This window comes from Mesorhizobium sp. LNHC229A00 (assembly GCF_000502415.1).
Taxonomy (GTDB): domain Bacteria; phylum Pseudomonadota; class Alphaproteobacteria; order Rhizobiales; family Rhizobiaceae; genus Mesorhizobium.
Genome location: NZ_AYWQ01000002.1, coordinates 45,803 through 64,015, shown reverse-complemented (window position 1 = coordinate 64,015; position 18,213 = coordinate 45,803). Strand labels below are relative to the sequence as shown.

17 protein-coding genes and 3 pseudogenes are annotated in these 18,213 nt (G+C 63.2%); 12 read left to right on the top strand and 8 right to left on the bottom strand.

The window, feature by feature from the left end:
• Nucleotides 1–17: 17 nt before the first annotated feature.
• On the bottom strand, nucleotides 18–935 hold the full coding sequence (locus tag X742_RS166015; RefSeq protein WP_023770159.1) for a LysR family transcriptional regulator: 918 nt from the start codon (nucleotides 933–935) through the stop codon (nucleotides 18–20).
• A 99-nt stretch (nucleotides 936–1,034) separates the two neighbouring features.
• Here X742_RS166015 and X742_RS166020 point away from each other — a divergent pair, with 99 nt between their 5' ends.
• The gene (locus X742_RS166020; protein ID WP_023770158.1) at nucleotides 1,035–1,826 is read left to right on the top strand and encodes an alpha/beta fold hydrolase; all 792 of its coding nucleotides are present in this window, start codon (nucleotides 1,035–1,037) and stop codon (nucleotides 1,824–1,826) included.
• Between the two features lie 27 nt (nucleotides 1,827–1,853).
• On the opposite strand, the gene X742_RS166025 is transcribed toward X742_RS166020, so the two are convergent.
• A complete protein-coding gene (locus X742_RS166025) occupies nucleotides 1,854–2,837 on the bottom strand; it encodes a hypothetical protein (protein ID WP_023770157.1) in 984 nt (327 codons plus the stop codon).
• Nucleotides 2,838–3,215: 378 nt separating this feature from the next.
• Here X742_RS166025 and X742_RS166030 point away from each other — a divergent pair, with 378 nt between their 5' ends.
• Both X742_RS166030 and X742_RS166035 read left to right on the top strand, forming a co-directional pair.
• On the top strand, nucleotides 3,216–3,926 hold the full coding sequence (locus X742_RS166030) for a DNA helicase (protein ID WP_023770156.1): 711 nt from the start codon (nucleotides 3,216–3,218) through the stop codon (nucleotides 3,924–3,926).
• A 52-nt stretch (nucleotides 3,927–3,978) separates the two neighbouring features.
• On the top strand, nucleotides 3,979–4,536 hold the full coding sequence (locus X742_RS166035) for a GNAT family N-acetyltransferase (protein WP_023770155.1): 558 nt from the start codon (nucleotides 3,979–3,981) through the stop codon (nucleotides 4,534–4,536).
• Nucleotides 4,537–4,629: 93 nt separating this feature from the next.
• Here the strand turns inward: X742_RS166035 and X742_RS1000000172005 are convergent.
• The 4 genes and pseudogenes from X742_RS1000000172005 to X742_RS01000000169540 form a co-directional block, all read right to left on the bottom strand.
• Nucleotides 4,630–4,780 (bottom strand): annotated as a pseudogene (locus X742_RS1000000172005) (P1 family peptidase); the annotation flags it as partial.
• 65 nt (nucleotides 4,781–4,845) lie between these two features.
• A complete protein-coding gene (locus X742_RS166040; RefSeq protein WP_023770154.1) occupies nucleotides 4,846–6,030 on the bottom strand; it encodes an MFS transporter in 1,185 nt (394 codons plus the stop codon).
• Between the two features lie 113 nt (nucleotides 6,031–6,143).
• Complete coding sequence (locus X742_RS166045; protein ID WP_023770153.1) at nucleotides 6,144–6,353, bottom strand: DUF2061 domain-containing protein; 210 nt, start codon at nucleotides 6,351–6,353, stop codon at nucleotides 6,144–6,146.
• A 130-nt stretch (nucleotides 6,354–6,483) separates the two neighbouring features.
• Nucleotides 6,484–8,218: pseudogene (locus X742_RS01000000169540) on the bottom strand (Na/Pi cotransporter family protein).
• Nucleotides 8,219–8,670: 452 nt separating this feature from the next.
• On the opposite strand from X742_RS01000000169540, the gene X742_RS166050 reads away from it, so the two are divergent.
• From X742_RS166050 to X742_RS166075, 7 genes and pseudogenes are all read left to right on the top strand, one after another.
• Nucleotides 8,671–9,039, top strand: a complete 369-nt coding sequence (locus X742_RS166050; RefSeq protein WP_023770151.1) for an RcnB family protein — start codon at nucleotides 8,671–8,673, stop codon at nucleotides 9,037–9,039.
• A gap of 143 nt (nucleotides 9,040–9,182) precedes the next feature.
• On the top strand, nucleotides 9,183–11,117 hold the full coding sequence (gene dnaG, locus X742_RS166055) for a DNA primase (RefSeq protein WP_023770150.1): 1,935 nt from the start codon (nucleotides 9,183–9,185) through the stop codon (nucleotides 11,115–11,117).
• Nucleotides 11,118–11,543: 426 nt separating this feature from the next.
• Nucleotides 11,544–13,322: pseudogene (gene rpoD / locus X742_RS0135740) on the top strand (RNA polymerase sigma factor RpoD); the annotation flags it as partial.
• A gap of 693 nt (nucleotides 13,323–14,015) precedes the next feature.
• Entirely contained in the window at nucleotides 14,016–14,309 is a 294-nt protein-coding gene (locus X742_RS166060; protein ID WP_023770149.1) for a GYD domain-containing protein, read from the top strand.
• A gap of 110 nt (nucleotides 14,310–14,419) precedes the next feature.
• The gene (locus tag X742_RS166065) at nucleotides 14,420–14,689 is read left to right on the top strand and encodes a DUF333 domain-containing protein (RefSeq protein WP_023770148.1); all 270 of its coding nucleotides are present in this window, start codon (nucleotides 14,420–14,422) and stop codon (nucleotides 14,687–14,689) included.
• 19 nt (nucleotides 14,690–14,708) lie between these two features.
• Nucleotides 14,709–15,077: a DCC1-like thiol-disulfide oxidoreductase family protein gene (locus X742_RS166070; RefSeq protein ID WP_023770147.1), complete on the top strand. Its 369-nt coding sequence runs from the start codon at nucleotides 14,709–14,711 to the stop codon at nucleotides 15,075–15,077.
• Nucleotides 15,078–15,222: 145 nt separating this feature from the next.
• Nucleotides 15,223–15,921 (top strand): PadR family transcriptional regulator, encoded by a 699-nt coding sequence (locus X742_RS166075; protein ID WP_023770146.1) that lies wholly within the window; start codon nucleotides 15,223–15,225, stop codon nucleotides 15,919–15,921.
• 69 nt (nucleotides 15,922–15,990) lie between these two features.
• On the opposite strand, the gene X742_RS166080 is transcribed toward X742_RS166075, so the two are convergent.
• Complete coding sequence (locus tag X742_RS166080) at nucleotides 15,991–16,251, bottom strand: YiaA/YiaB family inner membrane protein (protein WP_023770145.1); 261 nt, start codon at nucleotides 16,249–16,251, stop codon at nucleotides 15,991–15,993.
• A gap of 64 nt (nucleotides 16,252–16,315) precedes the next feature.
• A complete protein-coding gene (locus X742_RS166085; protein ID WP_023770144.1) occupies nucleotides 16,316–16,993 on the bottom strand; it encodes a PspA/IM30 family protein in 678 nt (225 codons plus the stop codon).
• A 178-nt stretch (nucleotides 16,994–17,171) separates the two neighbouring features.
• On the opposite strand from X742_RS166085, the gene X742_RS166090 reads away from it, so the two are divergent.
• Nucleotides 17,172–17,813 carry a TetR/AcrR family transcriptional regulator gene (locus X742_RS166090; RefSeq protein ID WP_023770143.1) on the top strand — a complete coding sequence of 214 codons (642 nt, stop codon included), beginning with the start codon at nucleotides 17,172–17,174 and terminating at the stop codon, nucleotides 17,811–17,813.
• A 44-nt stretch (nucleotides 17,814–17,857) separates the two neighbouring features.
• Nucleotides 17,858–18,154 (top strand): HlyU family transcriptional regulator, encoded by a 297-nt coding sequence (locus tag X742_RS166095; RefSeq protein ID WP_023770142.1) that lies wholly within the window; start codon nucleotides 17,858–17,860, stop codon nucleotides 18,152–18,154.
• Nucleotides 18,155–18,213: the final 59 nt, after the last annotated feature.

Sequence of the window (18,213 nt, the reverse complement as noted above, 5' to 3'; positions counted from 1 at the left end):
CAAGCGGAGGCTTGCTGTTAGACCGGAGGCTCCAACGCGCGGCGCAATGCCGGTGCTTCCTGCTGGATATGCTCCCACAAGCGATTGGCGATCGGCCCGTGCGGCCGGTCGCGGCGGCGCGCCACCACCAATTCGTCGGTGCGGCCCGGCAGATGACTGCCGGCTATGGATAATAGGCGGCCGTCGCGCAGCTCTTCCGCGATCAGGAAGTGAGGCAGGTGGCCCCAGCCGAGCCCTTGCAGGATGATTTCCTTCTTCATGGCCTGATCGGGGACCAGGCATTGCGGCGCCTCCTCGACCACGAAGTAGTCCTGTCGCGGCGAATGCGTCGCGGTGTCGCGCATCACGCACTGGGTGAATGCCTGCATCTTCTCCAGCGTGACCGGTTGTTCGACGCGCTCTGGCAGAAAGCCCGGCGCAACGACGGGAATGAACGACACCTTGCTGAGATCGATCCATTCAACCCGTACGTCGCCCTTGTCGATCCAGTGCAGGATGAGATCGGCTTCGTCGTCAAAAAGGCGCTCCCACGGGCCGCCGACGGCTTCGAAATGGAGATGCAGCCGCGTGCCGGGGTACTGGGAGAAGAACCGTCCGAGCATGCCTAGCATTTGCGGACGGGGGCAGAGGTCGCCGATCACGACGTGGATATCGCTTTCCTCGCCCATCGACAGCTGGGCGGCGTGGACGTGCAGGGCTTCCATTTCGCGCAGCAGCGATTGCGCCCGTCGATGGAACGACAGGCCCGCTTCGGTCGCCCGCACGCGATAGCCACCGCGATCCAGGAGGACGAGATCAAGCTGTCGTTCGAGCCTGGCGACGGCGGCGAACACCGCCGGATGCGAGCGATGGAGTAGGGCCGCGGCCGGCTGAAAGCCGCCGCTGCGGATCACCGCATCGAAGCACTGGAGGTCGTGCAGGGTGAATTCGGCCATGTCAGCTTTGGTTACAGAGATTGTTCTATCTTTGTAATATCACCAAATCCCGGCCACAGCTACGCTTTGCCTCATTCAACGTTCCAAAAGGATCTTACCATGAATGAGCTGAATTACGTGACCGTCGGCGACGGCACGCGCATCGCCTACCGCCGCGATGGTGACGCCGGGCAACCGGTGCTGGTGCTTTCGAACTCCATCGCCACCACGCTGCACATGTGGGATGGCCAGGTCGGCGAACTGTCCAGGCATTTCCGCGTTCTGCGCTACGACTTTCGCGGCCATGGCGGATCGAGCGTGCCAGTCGGCGCCTATTCGCTGGACCGGCTTGGCCGCGACGTGATCGAACTCATCGATGCGCTCGGCCTTGGCCGGGTGCATTTCCTCGGTCTGTCGCTGGGCGGTTTCGTTGGGCAGTGGCTCGGCATCCACGCGCCCGAACGGGTCGACCGGCTGATCCTGAGCAACACTTCATCTCACCTCTCCCCGGCAAGCTATTTCGACGAGCGGATCGCCGTCGTGCGGCAGGCGCCGGACATGTCGGAAACCGCCGAAGTGTTCCTCAACAACTGGTTCCCGGCCGACATGGTGGCGGCCAACGAACCCGTCATCGAGAAATTCCGCGCCATGTTGCTTGCGATCGACCGGCAAGGCCTCGCCGGCCTGTTCGCGGCGGTTCGCGATGCCGACCTTCGGCGCACCGTCGCGTTGATCCCGAGGCCGACGCTGGTGATCGCCGGCCAGCACGACACCGTGACGGCGGCGAGCCATAGTGAGTTGATCGCGACCGCGGTGCCCGGCGCGAAGCTTGTCGTGCTTCCCGCGGTTCACCTGTCGAACGTGGAATACCCCACCGAGTTCATGCAGGCCGTGCTCGATTTCCTGCACTGAGCCGGAGCAGGGTGCCGTGGGTCCATCTCACGGCTCCTTGCACATCGGCAGCGGCTGCGGCGGCGCCGCCGGATGGTCCTTCTTGTACTGGTCAATGACCGGCTCGAGGGTTGTTCGCGGCCAGAATTTCGGCGTGCCGATTTCCTTCAGGCAGGATGCGTTCCAGTAGGTGCCTGAACGGGAATGGCCGTTTGCCACGGCGGCGATGTCGCGCGATTCCGGATAGATATAGAGCGTGGTCGGGTTGTCCTTCACCATCGAGATGAGCTGCCTGGCATCGGCCGGCGACCAGCTGGTGCAGCCATTGCTGCGGCCGCCGGCATAATCCACCAGCTTGCCGAACGGCACGAAGCCGTCATGGTCGGCATAGGAACTGTTCGGGCTCTTGCGCAGGCACATACCACGCAGCACCTGCGCCGCGTGGCCGCCGATCACGCGCTGCCTTGCATTGGCGGCTTCGCCTTCGCCGTCGAACTGGATGAAGGTGCGCTGGAAAGCCACGTCCTGTTTGGCGCCGATGCGATAATAGCCCTTGAACGAGGTTTTCGCCTCGCGGGTCATGTAGGGACCGCCGGCGGTCAGTTCCGAATCCATGGCATTGCCGAAATTCCTGGCGCAGCGCCTGCCATTGGAGAAGTCCACCGTGCCTTTCAGGTTGCGGCCGCCGCCGTGGCCAGACGAAATCGCGCGAAACGACTGACTGGCTTCGCATATGACATAGTAGCGGCGCCCGAGCACGCCATTGCCCAAATCGCCGGGACGGGTGGCGTCCATGGCGAAGTAGCAGGGGTTCCGGACGACGCCCTGCGCGACCTTTTTCAGGTAAAGCGCGCGCGCCCGCTCCAGCACCACTTGTGAGATCTGGCCATCGCCATCGCCGACATGGGCGTCCAGCCAGGCCGGAATGACCGATGGCGCGGCAAAGGACCGGGCCGATGCCATCAAGGCCATGACGGCGACGAGGAGACCGAGGAACGTAACGACACCCAACGGGACAGATATCAACCGCACCGGACCCATTCTCCTGTCGAAGCCGTTTGTGATCCCCGCGGAATCACCCGAGGGCGATCATAAAACGCGGCGCGCCATCAGGCGAAACACATCTTGTTTAGCGCACCGGCAAGTAGGCGCGAAAAGACCAGGCCAACGCGCAACCATCCATAAGCGGCCATGCCGGGTCAAGGCTTGCGGCGGGAGCCTCCATATCTACGAACGCCCGATTTTCGAGCCGGCGCGATTGGGCTATGATCTGATTCTGGCGCGCCCCACGCCTCCTCCCTCCGCCGGGAAAGCATCGTTCATGCGGGGCCATCCAATCACCGCACCGACTGTTCGAGCACCAGGCATAAGGAGGGGTTGCAAAGACTGCTCGCACCAGGAGGTTTTGCGATGAGGCTGTCTTGGCCCGTCTATCATCTGAAGCGTCAAGCCAGGCTGTTGTCCCGCGCGGTGAAAATCCCGCTCCACCAGGCGCTCGATCGTATTGCGGCACAAGAAGGTTTTGCGAGCTGGAGCCTGCTTGCGGCGAAGGTCGCGAAAACCGGACCCGCCGCCAGCTTGTTTGCACAACTTGCGCCCGGCGACCTCTTGCTGGTCGGCGCTCGGCCGGGCCAGGGCAAGACACTGATGAGCCTGGAACTGGCGGTCGAAGCCATGAGGCGCGGCCGGCGCAGCGTGTTCTTCACGCTGGAATATACGCAGGCGGACATTCTCGACCGCTTCCGCGCGATCGGGGTCGAGCCACGGCAATTCGAAGGTCGGTTCGAATTCGACAATTCCGATGTCATCTCGGCCGACTACATGGTGGCGCGGCTAGCCCAGGCCGGGGCCGGCACGCTGGTGGTGATCGACTACCTGCAATTGCTCGACCAGAAGCGGGAAAATCCGGATCTGATGATCCAGATACGCAGGCTACGATCATTCGCGCGCGACAGGGGGCTTATCCTGGTCTTCATCGCGCAGGTCGACCGTTCGTACGAATTGTCGAAAAAACCGGTCCCCGATATCGGCGATATCAGGCTGCCCAATCCGCTCGACCTGTCGCTGTTCAGCAAGACCTGCTTCCTGAACAAGGGGGAGATCCATTTCCAGGCGGCTTGAGGACCCTGCTGTCCAAGGCTATGCCTGCGGCGTTTTTCAGGAGGCATCGATCATGGTCGAGATCGTCAAACCGGCGCTTGAACATCTGCCGAGCTACAAGGCGGCGCTCGAACGCGGCTGGTCGCCGGACAATGTGCGGCTCCTGGAAGCGACGCGCGAGCAGCTTGCGGCAATAGAGGAAGACCCGGTGGCGTTCCTGGCCAGCCTCGATGATCCCGAGGCCAAGGGGCCGCCCATCGCCTTGCCCGACGGGACACAGGTGCCACGTTTGCCGGGTTTCCGCCGCTGGATATGGGACGGCGAGGCGGCGGGCTCGATAGGCTTTCGCTGGCAGAAGGGCACGGCGGAACTGCCTTCGCACGTGCTTGGGCATATCGGCTACGCCGTCGTGCCCTGGAAGCGGCAGCGCGGCTACGCCACCGAAGCGTTGCGGCTGATGCTGGACGAGGCGAGGGCGGTCGGCCTGCCCCATGTCGAGATCACCGCCAAGCCCGGCAATCCGGCTTCGCACAAGGTGATGCTGGCCAATGGCGGCAAACTCGTCGAGCGCTTCTTCGAGGACGCCGCCTATGGCGGGGTGGAGAGCCTGCGGTTCCGGATCGATTTGTAAGAGGCCGTTTGGAAACTCCACGCCGGCGGCCATCTGATGGCGTTTTCCGCGCCTATCGCCTTTCGGGCTGGTCGCGCAGCCAGTCGGCCCGACGGTCTTGCCGAAGCCGGTGATGACATAGCTCGCAGCCGTCACCTTGCCGCGAAAGAGGTTTCCGCCATGCGGCAGGATCACGGTCACGCCGGTGTTGATGTCGCCGTCGCGCAACGTGCAGTGACCGCCGCACGCCAGGCACATCGGTGATCGCGTTTTACGTGCCCGCCGGCAAGGTGCCGCAGGTCAGGCCGAAATCGGATTGTCGTTGCCATGTTATCCGGCGGCCGCCGGTACCGGCGGGCTGATGTCGCTGCGCCGTTCCCAGAAATGGGAGATGACAGCCACAATGACAGCGACGACCATCGCAAAGGCGCCAACAAGCGATAGGCTGCGATAGCCGTAGCCGGCATTGAGCATGGCGGCGCCCAGCGACGCGGCCAGCGCGATGCCGATATTGAAGCCGGACGGGATGAGCGAGGCGGCGAGGTTTGAGGCGTCGGCCGTCCAGGCCAGGATGCGGGTCTGGATCGGTGTGCCGATGGCGAAGTTGAGGCCGCCCCAGACGATGATCGCGACGACCATCGGCGCGGGATAGGGGCTGACGGCATAGATGATGGCCAGCGTCACCGCCTGCAGGGCAAGCATGGTGATCAGCGACGGCATCAGTTTCCAGTCGGACAGTTTGCCGCCCAGGAAGACGCCAAGCGTGGCGCCGACGCCGTTGAGCAGCAGCACCCAGGGCACCAGGTTTTCATCGAGCCCGGTGACCTCCAGCAGCGTCGGGGTGATGTAGGTGAACAGGCAGAACTGGCCGAGCATCAGCATCAGCATCAGGATCAAGGAAGTCCAGACCTGCTGGCGCGCCAGGACGCGGACTTCGCTGGCAAGGCTCGCCGCCCTGGCCTGATATCCGGTGGTGCGCGGCAGCAAGGCCGCGATGGCGAGCGTTGCCGCCACGCCCAGCGCACACATCACCCAGAAGGTCGCGCGCCAGCCCCAGATGTTGCCGATGGCGGTGCCGGCCGGCACGCCGATGACGTTGGAGACGGTGAGACCCGACAGGATGACGGCGACCGCCATGCCGCGCTGATCCTCGCGCACAAGTCCGACGGCGACCACCATGGCGACGCCGAAATAGGCGCCATGCGCGACAGCCACGGCAATGCGCAGCAACAACATCGAGGTGAAGTCGGGTGCCAGCGCGCAGGCCGCCTGGCCGAGGGTGAAGATGACGGCCAGGCCAAGCAGCAAGGTCTTGCGCGACAGGCTCTTGGTGGCGAGCGCCAGCAGCGGCCCGCCGATGGCGATGCCGCAGGCATAGCCGGAGACGAGGTAGCCGGCGGAAGGAACAGAAACGCCTAGCCCCTGCGCCACCTGCGGCAGCACGCCGGCGATGACGAATTCGGTGGTGCCGAAAGCGAAGGCGGCGATGAACAGGGCGATGAGCGGCAGCGACATGAAAAGGAACCCCCGAATGCAGGGCTCAAACCATGGATGGCCGTAGCAGGCAATCCAGAAATTTTTGTCGCCGGTTTAGGTTTTCTTGACGGGACCGATCGATCGCAAGCCCATCAGGTCACGGACTTGCGTCCGTAACGGATCTTCAGCCATGCACGCTCATGAAAATAATAGAGCAGCGACTTGGTGAAGACCTCCGTCACCCCGATCGCGGCCGCAAGCTTGATGCTTCCGGTCACCACCAGCGAGATGATCATCGTATCGATAGTGCCGGTCACGCGCCAGGAAAGCGCCTTGGCGAAACTGCGCGAATGGGTATCCATCGATTTCCTCCCGGTGGAAACGGATGCTTAGCCGACGGATGGCTGGATAAGCAAAGGCTAAGTTTGGCGCTCTTTCCCGAATGATGGAAGCGTGTTCCAAATCGGTGCGATTGCGGGAAACTTCCGCCGGTCAGCTCGCCTTCAGCCGTGATCCCGTGAGCAGGCCGCGCTCTTCCAGAACCGGGTACGCCATCGAGGCCAGCAGCGAGTTGATCTGCTTCAGGTCGCGGATGGTGTCGAGGTGGATCGAGCTGGTTTCGACGCTTTTGGCGGTGCCTTCGCGCAGCCGCATAAAATGGCTGGCGCTGGTTTCCTTCTCGCGGTCGCGCAGCCGGTCTTTTTCCAGCACGAGTTGGCGCGCGGTCTCGGGATCGCGCGAGACCAGGACGTTGAAGGCGAGCCGGGCATTGGCCAACACCGAGCCATGGAAGGCGCACAATTCGCTCCAGCCTTCGTCGGTGAATTCCANGCCGGGCATTGGCCAACACCGAGCCATGGAAGGCGCACAATTCGCTCCAGCCTTCGTCGGTGAATTCCAACCCGCGGTCGAATTTCTTCTTCACATGCACCAGCATGTTGCGCACGATGATGTCGCCGACCTGCTCGAGTTTGACGCAGGCGCCGATCAGCTCCTGGCAACGCAGCGCCTCGTCTTCGGTCATCGGATTCCTGGTGACCTTGGCGAGGTAGAGCTTTATGGCCGCGTGCCTACGGTCGACACGGTCGTCCAGGGCCGCCAGCGCCTTGATCTTGTCGGAGTCAGCGCTCTCATAGAGCTCGATGATGCGTTTCAGCATGATCTCGACGGTCTCGCAGACCCGCACCACCTCGCGTGTGGCGTTGGCAAGGGCCTGGCTCGGCACATCGAGCGCGCTTTCGTTGAGCGCGGAAAGCTCGACGACGTCGAGCGCAGCGGCCGGCGCCGCCTTGGTACCGAGCGCCACGATTTTCTCGGAGGCACGATAGACGAAACCGGCCAGCGGCAGGCCGGCGAGCAGGATGATCACGTTGAACAGGATGTGAGCGTTGACGATCTGGCTCGCCGCCGTGGCTCCGAGGAAGCCCACATGCGGCCTGAAGATCATGAACAGGATCAGCATGACCAGCGAGCCCAGCCCGCGCATCAGGAGATTGCCGATCGGCACGACGCGAACTTCGGGGCCAGCCGAGCGGGTCAGCATCGGCGCGATGATGGACGAGCCGAGATTAACGCCCAGGATAAGAACGACGCCCAGTTCCGGGCTGATCAGGCCGCGGCCGGCAAGCGTCGCCATCAAGAGAACCGCCGCGATGCTGGACTGGAACAGCCAGGTGATCAGCGCCGCCAGCAGATAGGCGGTGATGGAATCGCTGGAGAAGTAGTTGATGATGACCGGCATGAGCTGGCTGTTGCGCAGCGGCTCCGAGGCCTGGCCGATCATCTCCAGCGACAGGATCAGGAGACCGATGCCGACCAGGATGCGGCCGGTCTGGCGCCAGTCGCGCCGCTCGGTGGCCATGAACATCACCGTGCCGGTGATCAGGCAGAGCGGCACCAGCAAGGTCAGGTCGAAGGTGAGCAGCTTGACCACCAGGGCCGAGCCGATCTCGGCGCCGCGCACGGCCAATTGGCCGGCGGCGCCCGAAACAATGCCGGAACCAGCGAAGGAGCCGACCAGCAAGGTGACCGCGGTGGAGCTCTGCAGTGCGATGGCGAGGCCGGTGCCGGCCAGCACCGCCATGATCGGATTGCGCATGGTGGCGCGCAGGCGATGACGCAGCACGTCGCCATAGGCTCGCTCGACGCCGGTCTTGACCATGCGGGTGGCAAACAGCATCAGCGCCACGGCGCCGGCTAGATGCAGAAGGACGACCGAGCCGCTCACCGCGGCGCCTGCATGCCGGCATGGCGCGCGCGGCGGGCAGCATNAGATGCAGAAGGACGACCGAGCCGCTCACCGCGGCGCCTGCATGCCGGCATGGCGCGCGCGGCGGGCAGCATGGCGACCGGTGGCTAAGGCGAGGGTACGAATCATGGTCATGGCAGCCTTGGAATATAGCCGGAATATTTTAGCCGGATAATAAAAATTTGTCGATTTCAAGGGGTCGCCGCGAGGCGACAGCCAGTGTCGGAAAATGGACGGGCCCGCAAATGGTTGCACGAGCTTGAGCCGTGGATCGGCCGGACCTGCGAGGGCGTTGGCGCCGCTCCTTGCGATGATGTTCAGATCTTCGGACTAAGCAGCTGGATTCATTACGTGATTGTAATGCCGGCGTTCAGTTTCGGTTCATCCCCTGGCCGCTATTCCTCTGGCATCGACAACCAAGGAGACTTCCAATGAAACGCATTGTTCTTTCCGCTCTGGCTTTCTCGATGCTGGCCGCCACCTCGCTCACCGGCCAGGCAGCGCCGATGAACGCTCCGGTCGCGCCGCGGTCGAACTACACCAAGGTCGACTGGCAGAAGCCCGGCGGCCACCGGGATATGAAAAAGCGTGTCTTCATGAAGAAGGTCGTGGTGAAGCGGAACAACTGGCGCAATGGCCAGAAATATTCCGGCTGGAGGCAGCACCGGCCGATCCGCGACTATGGCCGCTATGGCCTGCGCCGTCCCGGCCGCGGCCAGGAGTGGATCCGCGTCGGCAACGACTATGTGCTGGTCGGCATCCTCTCCGGCGTCATCTTCGGCGCGTTGGCCGCGCAGTAAGTTCCGACTGGTGTCGGACTGAAAAGAAAGGCGGTCCGCAATGGCCGCCTTTCTATCTGGCCTGTGGAAACCGGGCATGGTCCGCATTAGGGGTCGTCTGAAATCGCGCGCATGATTATATGGTGGGGAAACGAGTTCCCTCAATGCGCTTTCCGCCCGCCTTTCTCGACGAGATCCGCGACCGCGTGCCGATTTCATCGGTTATCGGCCAGCGCGTCGCGTGGGATCGCAAGAAGACCAATGCCTCGCGTGGCGATTACTGGGCGTGCTGCCCGTTTCATGGCGAAAAGAGCCCGTCTTTCCACTGCGAGGACAAGAAGGGGCGTTACCACTGTTTCGGCTGCTCGGTCTCGGGCGACCATTTCAAGTTCCTCACCGAACTCGAGGGATTGAGCTTTCCCGAGGCGGTCGAGAAGATCGCCGACATGGCCGGCGTGCCGATGCCGGTTCGCGATGCGCAGGAAGAGCGGCGCGAGAAGGAACGCGCCAGCCTGACCGATGTCATGGAAATGGCGACCGTCTTCTTCCAGGAGCGCCTGCAAGGGCCTGAAGGCGCCAAAGCCCGTGCCTATCTGCGCGACCGTGGGCTGACACCGGCGACACAGCAGTCGTTCCGCCTCGGCTTCGCGCCCGACAGCCGCAACGCGCTGAAGGAGCATCTGGCGGCCAAGGGCGTGCCGAAGGCCGATATCGAGGCCTGTGGGCTAGTGCGCCATGGCGACGATATCCCGGTCTCCTATGACTGGTTCCGCGATCGCATCATGTTTCCGATCCCGGATTCGCGCGGCAAGATCATCGCCTTCGGGGGCCGCGCGCTGGCGCCCGATGCGCTCGCCAAATACATGAATTCGCCCGACACCGAGCTCTTCCACAAGGGCAATGTGCTCTACAATTTCGCCCGCGCCCGCAAAGCATTGGCGAAAGGCGGTACTGTCATCGCCGTCGAGGGCTACATGGACGTGATTGCGCTGGCGCAGGCCGGCTTCGAGAATGTCGTGGCGCCGCTCGGTACCGCGCTTACCGAAAACCAGCTCGAATTGTTGTGGCGCATGGCGCCGGAGCCGATGCTGTGCTTCGACGGCGACAAGGCCGGGCTGAAGGCGGCATGGCGGGCCGCCGACATGGCGCTTCCGTCAGTACAGGCCGGACGCTCGGCGCGCTTCGCGCTGCTGCCGGAAGGCAAGGATCCCGATGACCTGGTCAAGGCCGAGGGGCCGGACGCCTTCCGCGCCGTGCTGGCCGATGCGCGGCCGCTGGTCGACCTTCTATGGATGCGCGAGACGGCGGGCGGCGTCTTCGACACGCCGGAGCGGCGGGCGGAATTGGGACAGACGCTGCGGGAACTCAGCAGCCGCATCCGCGACGAAAGCACGCGCTACCACTACCAGCAGGAAATGCGCGAGCGGGTGCTGAGCTTCTTCGGCTCCCAGCGCAATGCGCGCCAAGGCCGCCAGGACTGGAAACCGGGCCAGGGCAAGGCAGCCGCACCCGGTGGCCAATTCGCCAAGCCTGGCGGCGGCCGCATGACGATCACCGAAAGCCTCGGCCAGTCGGCGCTGGTCAAGCGCGGCAGCGAAGGGATGTCGGTGCGCGAGGCGACGATCATCGTCGCATTGATCAACCATCCGGCGCTGATCGACGAGAACTTCGCTCATGTCGAGTTCCTCGATCTCGCCAATTCCGATCTGACCCGGCTGCATGCCGCCATCCTCGACGCGATGGCGCATGACATGGCCAACGACCGCCACGCCGTGGTGGCGACGATCGAGCGCGCCGGCTGCGCCGAGATCTGGGAGCGCGCCGTCGGACTGATCAAGCGGGCGCGGCAATGGCCGGCGCTGGAGACGGCGGCGCTCGAGGACGCCCGCGACGCCCTGAACCAGGCGTTGCACTTGCAGCGCAGCGCGCGCACCTTACATAAGGAGCTGAAACAGGCGGAAGCGGCGCTCGAGGCGGATCCTTCGGACGAAAATTTCCGCCATCTGATCGAAATTCAGGCGCAGTTTCAGGATGTACAAGCGACGGAAGCGCTGATCGAAGGATTTGGCGTTTCGTCGGGCAGGGCTGGGCGAGCCTAAGCGCAGCTGAGTGCAGGAATGAAGGCGTGGCCGCGCTTCCCTTGGGGGCGCGGTGCGCTAAGTCGGGTAATTGATTCGCTTTTTTCATGCGAATCATGCCAGAGGCGCTTGACCTTCGGACAGAATGACGGAATCAGGACGATTCGAAACGTTAACCCGCACCCGCGTCGACGGGAAACAAGCGATGCAAGGTAACTTGGTCACTGGACAGGCGGCCCGCCTGCCACAGATATCAGGGTTAATCTGGACTTAATGTATGCCGCCCAAGAGTGAAACCCGGTTTTGGGGAACGGCATGCACCAAACAAAAGAGTGGATGCAGTTTGTGGGCCGGGTAAGGCGCGTTTAGAAAACGGGCGTATCCGATTTGACTGGTCCGACAGCTTACGCGGCCCCGATGGCCGGCCGCTAGGAGAAGAAAAAGACTATGGCGACAAAGGAAAAGGAAGAGGTCGAGACCGAACGCGAAGGCGCCACCGATGGGCCTCTGCTCGACCTTTCCGATGATGCTGTCAAGAAGATGATCAAGGCCGCCAAGAAGCGCGGCTATGTCACCATGGACGAGCTGAATTCGGTGCTGCCTTCCGAGGAAGTGACCTCCGAGCAGATCGAGGACACAATGGCGATGCTGTCCGACATGGGCATCAACGTCGTCGAGGATGACGAACAGGGCGAAGAGGCCGAGGCTGGCGACACCGCCGCCGATGCCGAGGAAGACGCCAACGAGCTGGCCGAGCAGACCGGCACCGCGGTCGCCGCCACCACCACCAAGAAAGAGCCGACCGACCGCACCGACGATCCGGTGCGCATGTATTTGCGCGAGATGGGCTCGGTCGAGCTTCTGTCGCGCGAAGGCGAAATCGCCATTGCCAAGCGCATCGAGGCCGGGCGTGAGACGATGATCGCGGGCCTGTGCGAAAGCCCGCTGACCTTCCAGGCCATCATCATCTGGCGCGACGAGCTCAACGAATCCAAGATCCTGCTGCGCGAGATAATCGACCTCGAAGCCACCTATGCCGGCCCCGAAGCCAAGCAGGCGCCGGTGGTCGAACGCGTCGAGGAAGCACCCAAGGTCGACGAAAAGTCGCGTCGCGGACGCGACGACGAAGACGACATCACCAATGTCGGCGCCGACACGCGCGGCATCGGCGATGACGACGAGGAAGACGAGGACGAGGCGAGCCTGTCGCTGGCGGCGATGGAAGCGGAACTCCGCCCGCAGGTGATGGAGACGCTCGACGTCATCGCCGACACCTACAAGAAGCTCAGGAAGCTGCAGGACCAGCAGGTCGAGAACCGTCTGGCCGCCGCCGGCACGCTGTCGCCCAGCCAGGACCGCCGGCTGAAGGAGTTGAAGGACCAGCTGATCAAGGCGGTGAAGTCGCTGTCGCTCAACACCGCGCGCATCGAGGCGCTGGTCGAGCAGCTCTACGACATCAACAAGCGCCTGGTCCAGAACGAGGGCAAGCTGTTGCGCCTGGCCGAAAGCTATGGCGTGCGCCGCGAGGAATTCCTCAAGGAATATCAGGGCTCCGAACTCGACCCCAACTGGACGCGCTCGATCGCCAACCTGACCTCGCGCGGCTGGAAGGAATTCACCAAGAACGAGAAGGACGCGATCAAGGAGCTGCGCGCCGAGATCCAGCACCTGGCCACCGAAACGGCGATCTCGATCCTGGAATTCAGGAAAATCGTCAACCAGGTGCAGAAGGGCGAGCGCGAAGCCGCGATCGCCAAGAAGGAAATGGTCGAGGCCAATCTGCGCCTCGTCATCTCGATCGCCAAGAAATACACCAATCGCGGCCTGCAGTTCCTCGACCTGATCCAGGAAGGCAATATCGGCCTGATGAAGGCGGTCGACAAATTCGAATACCGCCGCGGCTACAAGTTCTCGACCTACGCGACATGGTGGATCCGGCAGGCGATCACGCGTTCGATCGCCGACCAGGCGCGCACCATCCGCATCCCGGTGCACATGATCGAGACGATCAACAAGATCGTGCGCACCTCGCGCCAGATGCTGCACGAAATCGGCCGCGAGCCGACGCCGGAGGAACTGGCCGAAAAGCTCGCCATGCCGCTCGAAAAAGTGCGCAAGGTCTTGAAGATCGCCAAGGAGCCGATCTCGCTCGAAACGCCTGTGGGCGACGAGGAGGATTCGCATCTGGGCGATTTCATCGAGGACAAGATGGCGATTCTGCCGATCGNTGCACATGATCGAGACGATCAACAAGATCGTGCGCACCTCGCGCCAGATGCTGCACGAGATCGGCCGCGAGCCGACGCCGGAGGAACTGGCCGAAAAGCTCGCCATGCCGCTCGAAAAGGTGCGCAAGGTCTTGAAGATCGCCAAGGAGCCGATCTCGCTCGAAACCCCTGTGGGCGACGAGGAGGATTCGCATCTGGGCGATTTCATCGAGGACAAGATGGCGATTCTGCCGATCGACGCGGCGATCCAGGCCAATCTGCGCGAGACCACCACGCGCGTCCTGGCCTCGCTGACCCCGCGCGAGGAGCGCGTATTGCGCATGCGCTTCGGCATCGGCATGAACACCGACCACACGCTGGAAGAGGTCGGCCAGCAGTTCTCGGTCACCCGCGAGCGTATCCGCCAGATCGAAGCCAAGGCGCTGCGCAAGCTCAAGCACCCGAGCCGGAGCCGCAAGCTACGCAGCTTCCTCGATAGCTGAGACCTGCCATTCCTGTTGAAGATCAAGGGCGCTACTGGCGCCCTTTTTCGTGGCGGTATTCGCCCTTGCGGCCCCCGCCGTTAGGGAGGATAATTTCGCGTCGGATGCATTTCTGGGCGACAACCCCGGAAGCCCGCCCCGGTCGAGGCCATGTCGACAAGTCCATGGCTTGAGCGCCGTGCTCCGTGGGCCCCGGAGAGAGGCCTACCATGACGACCTATATCATGCTGATGAACTGGACCGAGCACGGCGCCAAGAATGTGCGCGACTCGCCCAAGCGCCTCGATGCCGCCAAGAAGCAATTGGGCGAGATGGGAGGATCGTTCAAGTCGTTCTATCTGACCATGGGCGAATTCGACATGGTGGCGGTGGTCGAGGCGCCGGACGATGCGGTGCTGGCGCGTTTCGCCCTGATGCTGGCCGCGGGCGGAAGCCTCAAGTCACGGACACTGAAGGCTTTCCCGGAGTTCGCTTACCGCGAGATCGTCTCGTCGCTTGAATGAAGAAAGGCGGCCGGGTTTCTGGAAATCGACTCTCAGGTTGCGGCGGGACGCCTTGGAGCAAGACAGGGCGGTTCGCCGTGATAGATTGCGGCCACTCCTGGGAGATCGCGATGAAGAAAGTCTCGATATTGGCCGCCAGCCTTGCCTTGGTGTCGTTGATGCCGATCGACGCCGGTGCCGCCGCGCGAAAATCGGTCGGCATTGCCAACCCCGCCTCGGCCCATTGCGGCGCGATCGGTGGCCGCTTCGCGGTCAGGAAAGACAGGGCCGGTAACGAATACGGGTTTTGCCGGCTGCCCAACGGTCGCCTTTGCGAGGAGTGGGCACTGTTTCGCGACAACAAATGCGTCGGGCCCAAGGCGGGCATGCACGCCAAGTGACTGATGGCAGAACCACGCCGTGCTGACCGTCTGGTACAACACGCGCTGCCCCGTCTGCGATGCCGGCATCGGTCGGCAGAAGCGGCGGCTGATCGAGGCGGTCAAGGCCGGTCGGATCGAATTCCGCGACATCAACCTGGAGCCGGATGCGCTGTCGTCGCATGGCGTCTCGCTGGAGGCCATCCGCCGCCGGTTGCATGCCACCGATGCGGATGGCCGACTGCTGGTCGGTGCGGACGTGGCGATCGCGGTCTGGCTGATAACGCCTGGCGAGGGATGGCTGGCGCGCCTGTTCGGCAATCGGCTCATGCTGCCGCCGACCCGCGCTGCCTACGATCGCTTCGCCGATCTGCTCTACGGCTGGAATCGGCGCAAGGGCCGCTGGTAGTCCATTCACACACCACCCATTCCTGCCGCGCCTGATGGCTCGACGCAACCGATTGGCTAAAGATAGATCGTAAGATATATCTTGACTCATCGCTTGGGTGCGCCTAGTTAAGATATATCGTGAGATAGAACTCAAGGAGCAATCAATGCACAAGCACAATTTTGGGCACAATCATTCCGACCGTCATCATTTCGGCGAGCGCATGTTCATGCACATGGCCGGCAAGTTCGGTGGCAGAGGGGGCGGCGGCTTCGGCCCGTTCGGGGGCAGGGGCGGCGGCGGTCGCGGTGGACCTGGCGACTTCTTTCGCGCCGGGCGCATGCTGGCCGATGGCGACCTCAAGCTGATCACGCTGTCGCTGCTGGCCGAGGCGCCGCGCCACGGCTATGACATCATCAAGGCGCTGGAAGAGCGCACCAGCGGCATCTACAGCCCGAGCCCGGGCGTGGTCTACCCGACGCTGACCTTCCTGGAAGAGGCCGGCTATGCCGTGTCGTCAAGCGAAGGCAACAAGAAGGTGTTCTCGATCACCGAGGCCGGGCAGGCGCATCTGGCCGACAATCGCGAGATGATCGACGGCGTGCTCGATCATCTCGAGCGCTTCGGCCGCAAGATGGCCAAGGCGCGCGACTGGTTCGGCTGGAACGACGACGGCGAGGATCGTCGCGGCGGCCGGGGTGGCCGTGGCGAGCGCTCCGAAACGCGCGACGAATTCCGCGCCATCCGCCACCGGCTACGCGCGGCACTCGGCGAGATCGTCGATGCCCCGGCCGAAAAGCAGGCCGAGGCGATTGCCATTCTGAAAGCCGCCGCCGAAGCGTTGGAAGCGCTGTCGCACCGCTGATCCCGTCGGATGAAACGTACAAAAAAGCCCGGTCTCCCGGGCTTTTTTCGTCAGCAACGCCGCGATGCATCATTCCTTGCCGACATATTCGCTGATCAGCTTCTCGTTGCGGGCCTTCTCGATCTTGGCGGTGGTCTCGGCGGAAATGCGTTCGTCGGTGCGGTACTTGACCAGGTTCACCAAGCTGCCGGTCAAGAGCAGGATGCCCATGGCCCAGTAGCCTTTGGTCGACAGGTCGACCGGTGCCAGCCACAGCGACAGCCCGAGCATGAAATAGGCTGCGCCGACCGAAATAGTGTTGAACATGATGTAGGTCTGATTGGCGTTCATTCAATTTCTCCGTTGCTTCGATGATATTGGATTTGATGGAAGTCAGGTCCGCGAAGGCTGGTTTTCAGTTGATGGTCTTCAGGCGCTCGAGCACGTCCCTGGTGCGCACCTTCACCGCCGGTCCGTGGCCGGCGTCGGCGAGGCGGTCGCGGATCGCATCATGACGAAGCTCGCCGTCGATCTCGTCGAGAATGCCGGCCTCCTCGAAGGGATCGCTGGCTCCCTTTATGCGGGCCAGAAGCTCCTCGGCGTCGTTGAGGCTCGACGAATGGCCGATCGACCTGACCAGGCGTGACTGCGCCTTGCGCTCGGCATCGATGGCCCTGGCCGAGATCATGCCCTGGTTGAGGTCGATGATGCGGCGGTGCGCCCGCTCCACTGAAACGCGCATCCGCAAGGTCTTTTCGCCAAGGCTTTGCACCGTGGCGCGGCGGACCTCGCGTTCATTCTCCAGTTCGGCGATGGCCGCGGCACCGGTTTCTGCCAGGCCATTGATGCCTGCGGCCAGTGCGCTGACCGTGCGGATCTCCAGGTCGGCGTGGCGGCGGTCGAGCTGGTCGAGGCCAGCCTGTTCGGCACGCTGGCGCACGATCAGGGATGCAAGCGTCTGCTTGGCAGCGGCAAGACCCGCCTCCGCGTCGCGGATGCGCTGCGCCAAAAGGTCGATGGCGAAGCGATCCCTCAGGCCGTCCTCGGCCCGTGCGCTGGCGCCGTCGAGCAGTGTTCTGATCAGGGCAAGCATGGTTCTTCTCCCTTAGACGTTGGGTGAACGATGTTCACTAAGTCAATATAGCACGAAATGAACATTGTTCAAGATCGTTTTTGAACGCTGTTCACGATATCCCGGATATGGTAAACGAGCGGGATCGGGTCGGGAAATGGCGGGTCATTTGCAAGGCGCGCTCATCAGAAGGAAAAGCATGGCACTCGACAAGGAAGAGACGGGCGAGCGGGTGCTGGCTATTGCCGAAGCGCTGCTCAACGAAGGCGGCATGGACAATCTGAAGGCCAGGACCATTGCCGAACAGGCGGGCATCTCGGTCGGCTCGGTCTACAACCTGTTTTCCGATCTGGACGGGGTGCACCGCGCCGTCAACATGCGCCTGCTCGACCGATTGGGGGGCGCGGGCGCCGTGGCGATGGCCGAACTTGCCAGGCGCGGCATCACCGACGTGCGCCAACGGTTGATGGCACTGGCCGGCGCTTATGTTCGTTTCGTCGAGGCGCACCCCGGCAGTTGGCCGGCGCTGCTTGCCTTCAACAGACGGCGTCCGGTGCTGACCGAGCCCGATGTCTACGAGGCGCGGCTCGACCAGTTGTTCGAGATCATCGCCAGCGTGCTTGCCGATGGCGGCTTCGATCTCGACGAGGACACGCGCCGGATCGCCGCGCGAACCCTCTGGTCAAGCGTGCATGGCATCGTCACCAGCGGCTATGCGGCGAGGTCCGACCGCCGCCAGGCCGATGAGATCAGCCAGCAGATCGAACTCCTGGTCTCCGTCTTCATCAGGGGACTGGAACGCGGCGGCACATTCGCGCATGCTGGAGGGATAACGTCGTGAATCGCGCGCGAACCGCGATCGCTGGCGACAAGGAGATTTGGGCTATGTCTTTTCTGAAACGTCTTTTCGGCGGCGGCGGTGGGGGCGAAGCGGCCGAGCCTGGAAATGCCGCGCCCGCCAAGCAGGTCGAGCACAAGGGTTTCACGATCAGCGCCACGCCCTACAAGGCTGATGGCCAGTACCAGACCTGCGGCGTCGTCTCCAAGGAGATCGACGGCGTTGTGAAGGAGCACAGGTTCATCCGCGCCGACCGTTTCGCCGGGCTGGACGACGCCGTCGACATCTCGATCAAGAAAGGCATCCAACTCGTCGACGAACAGGGCGAGCGGATCTTCGGCTAGGACAGGCGGTCCCAGCAGCGAGCCTGGGGCGCGCGTAAGAGGACCGAAACCCTCGAGCA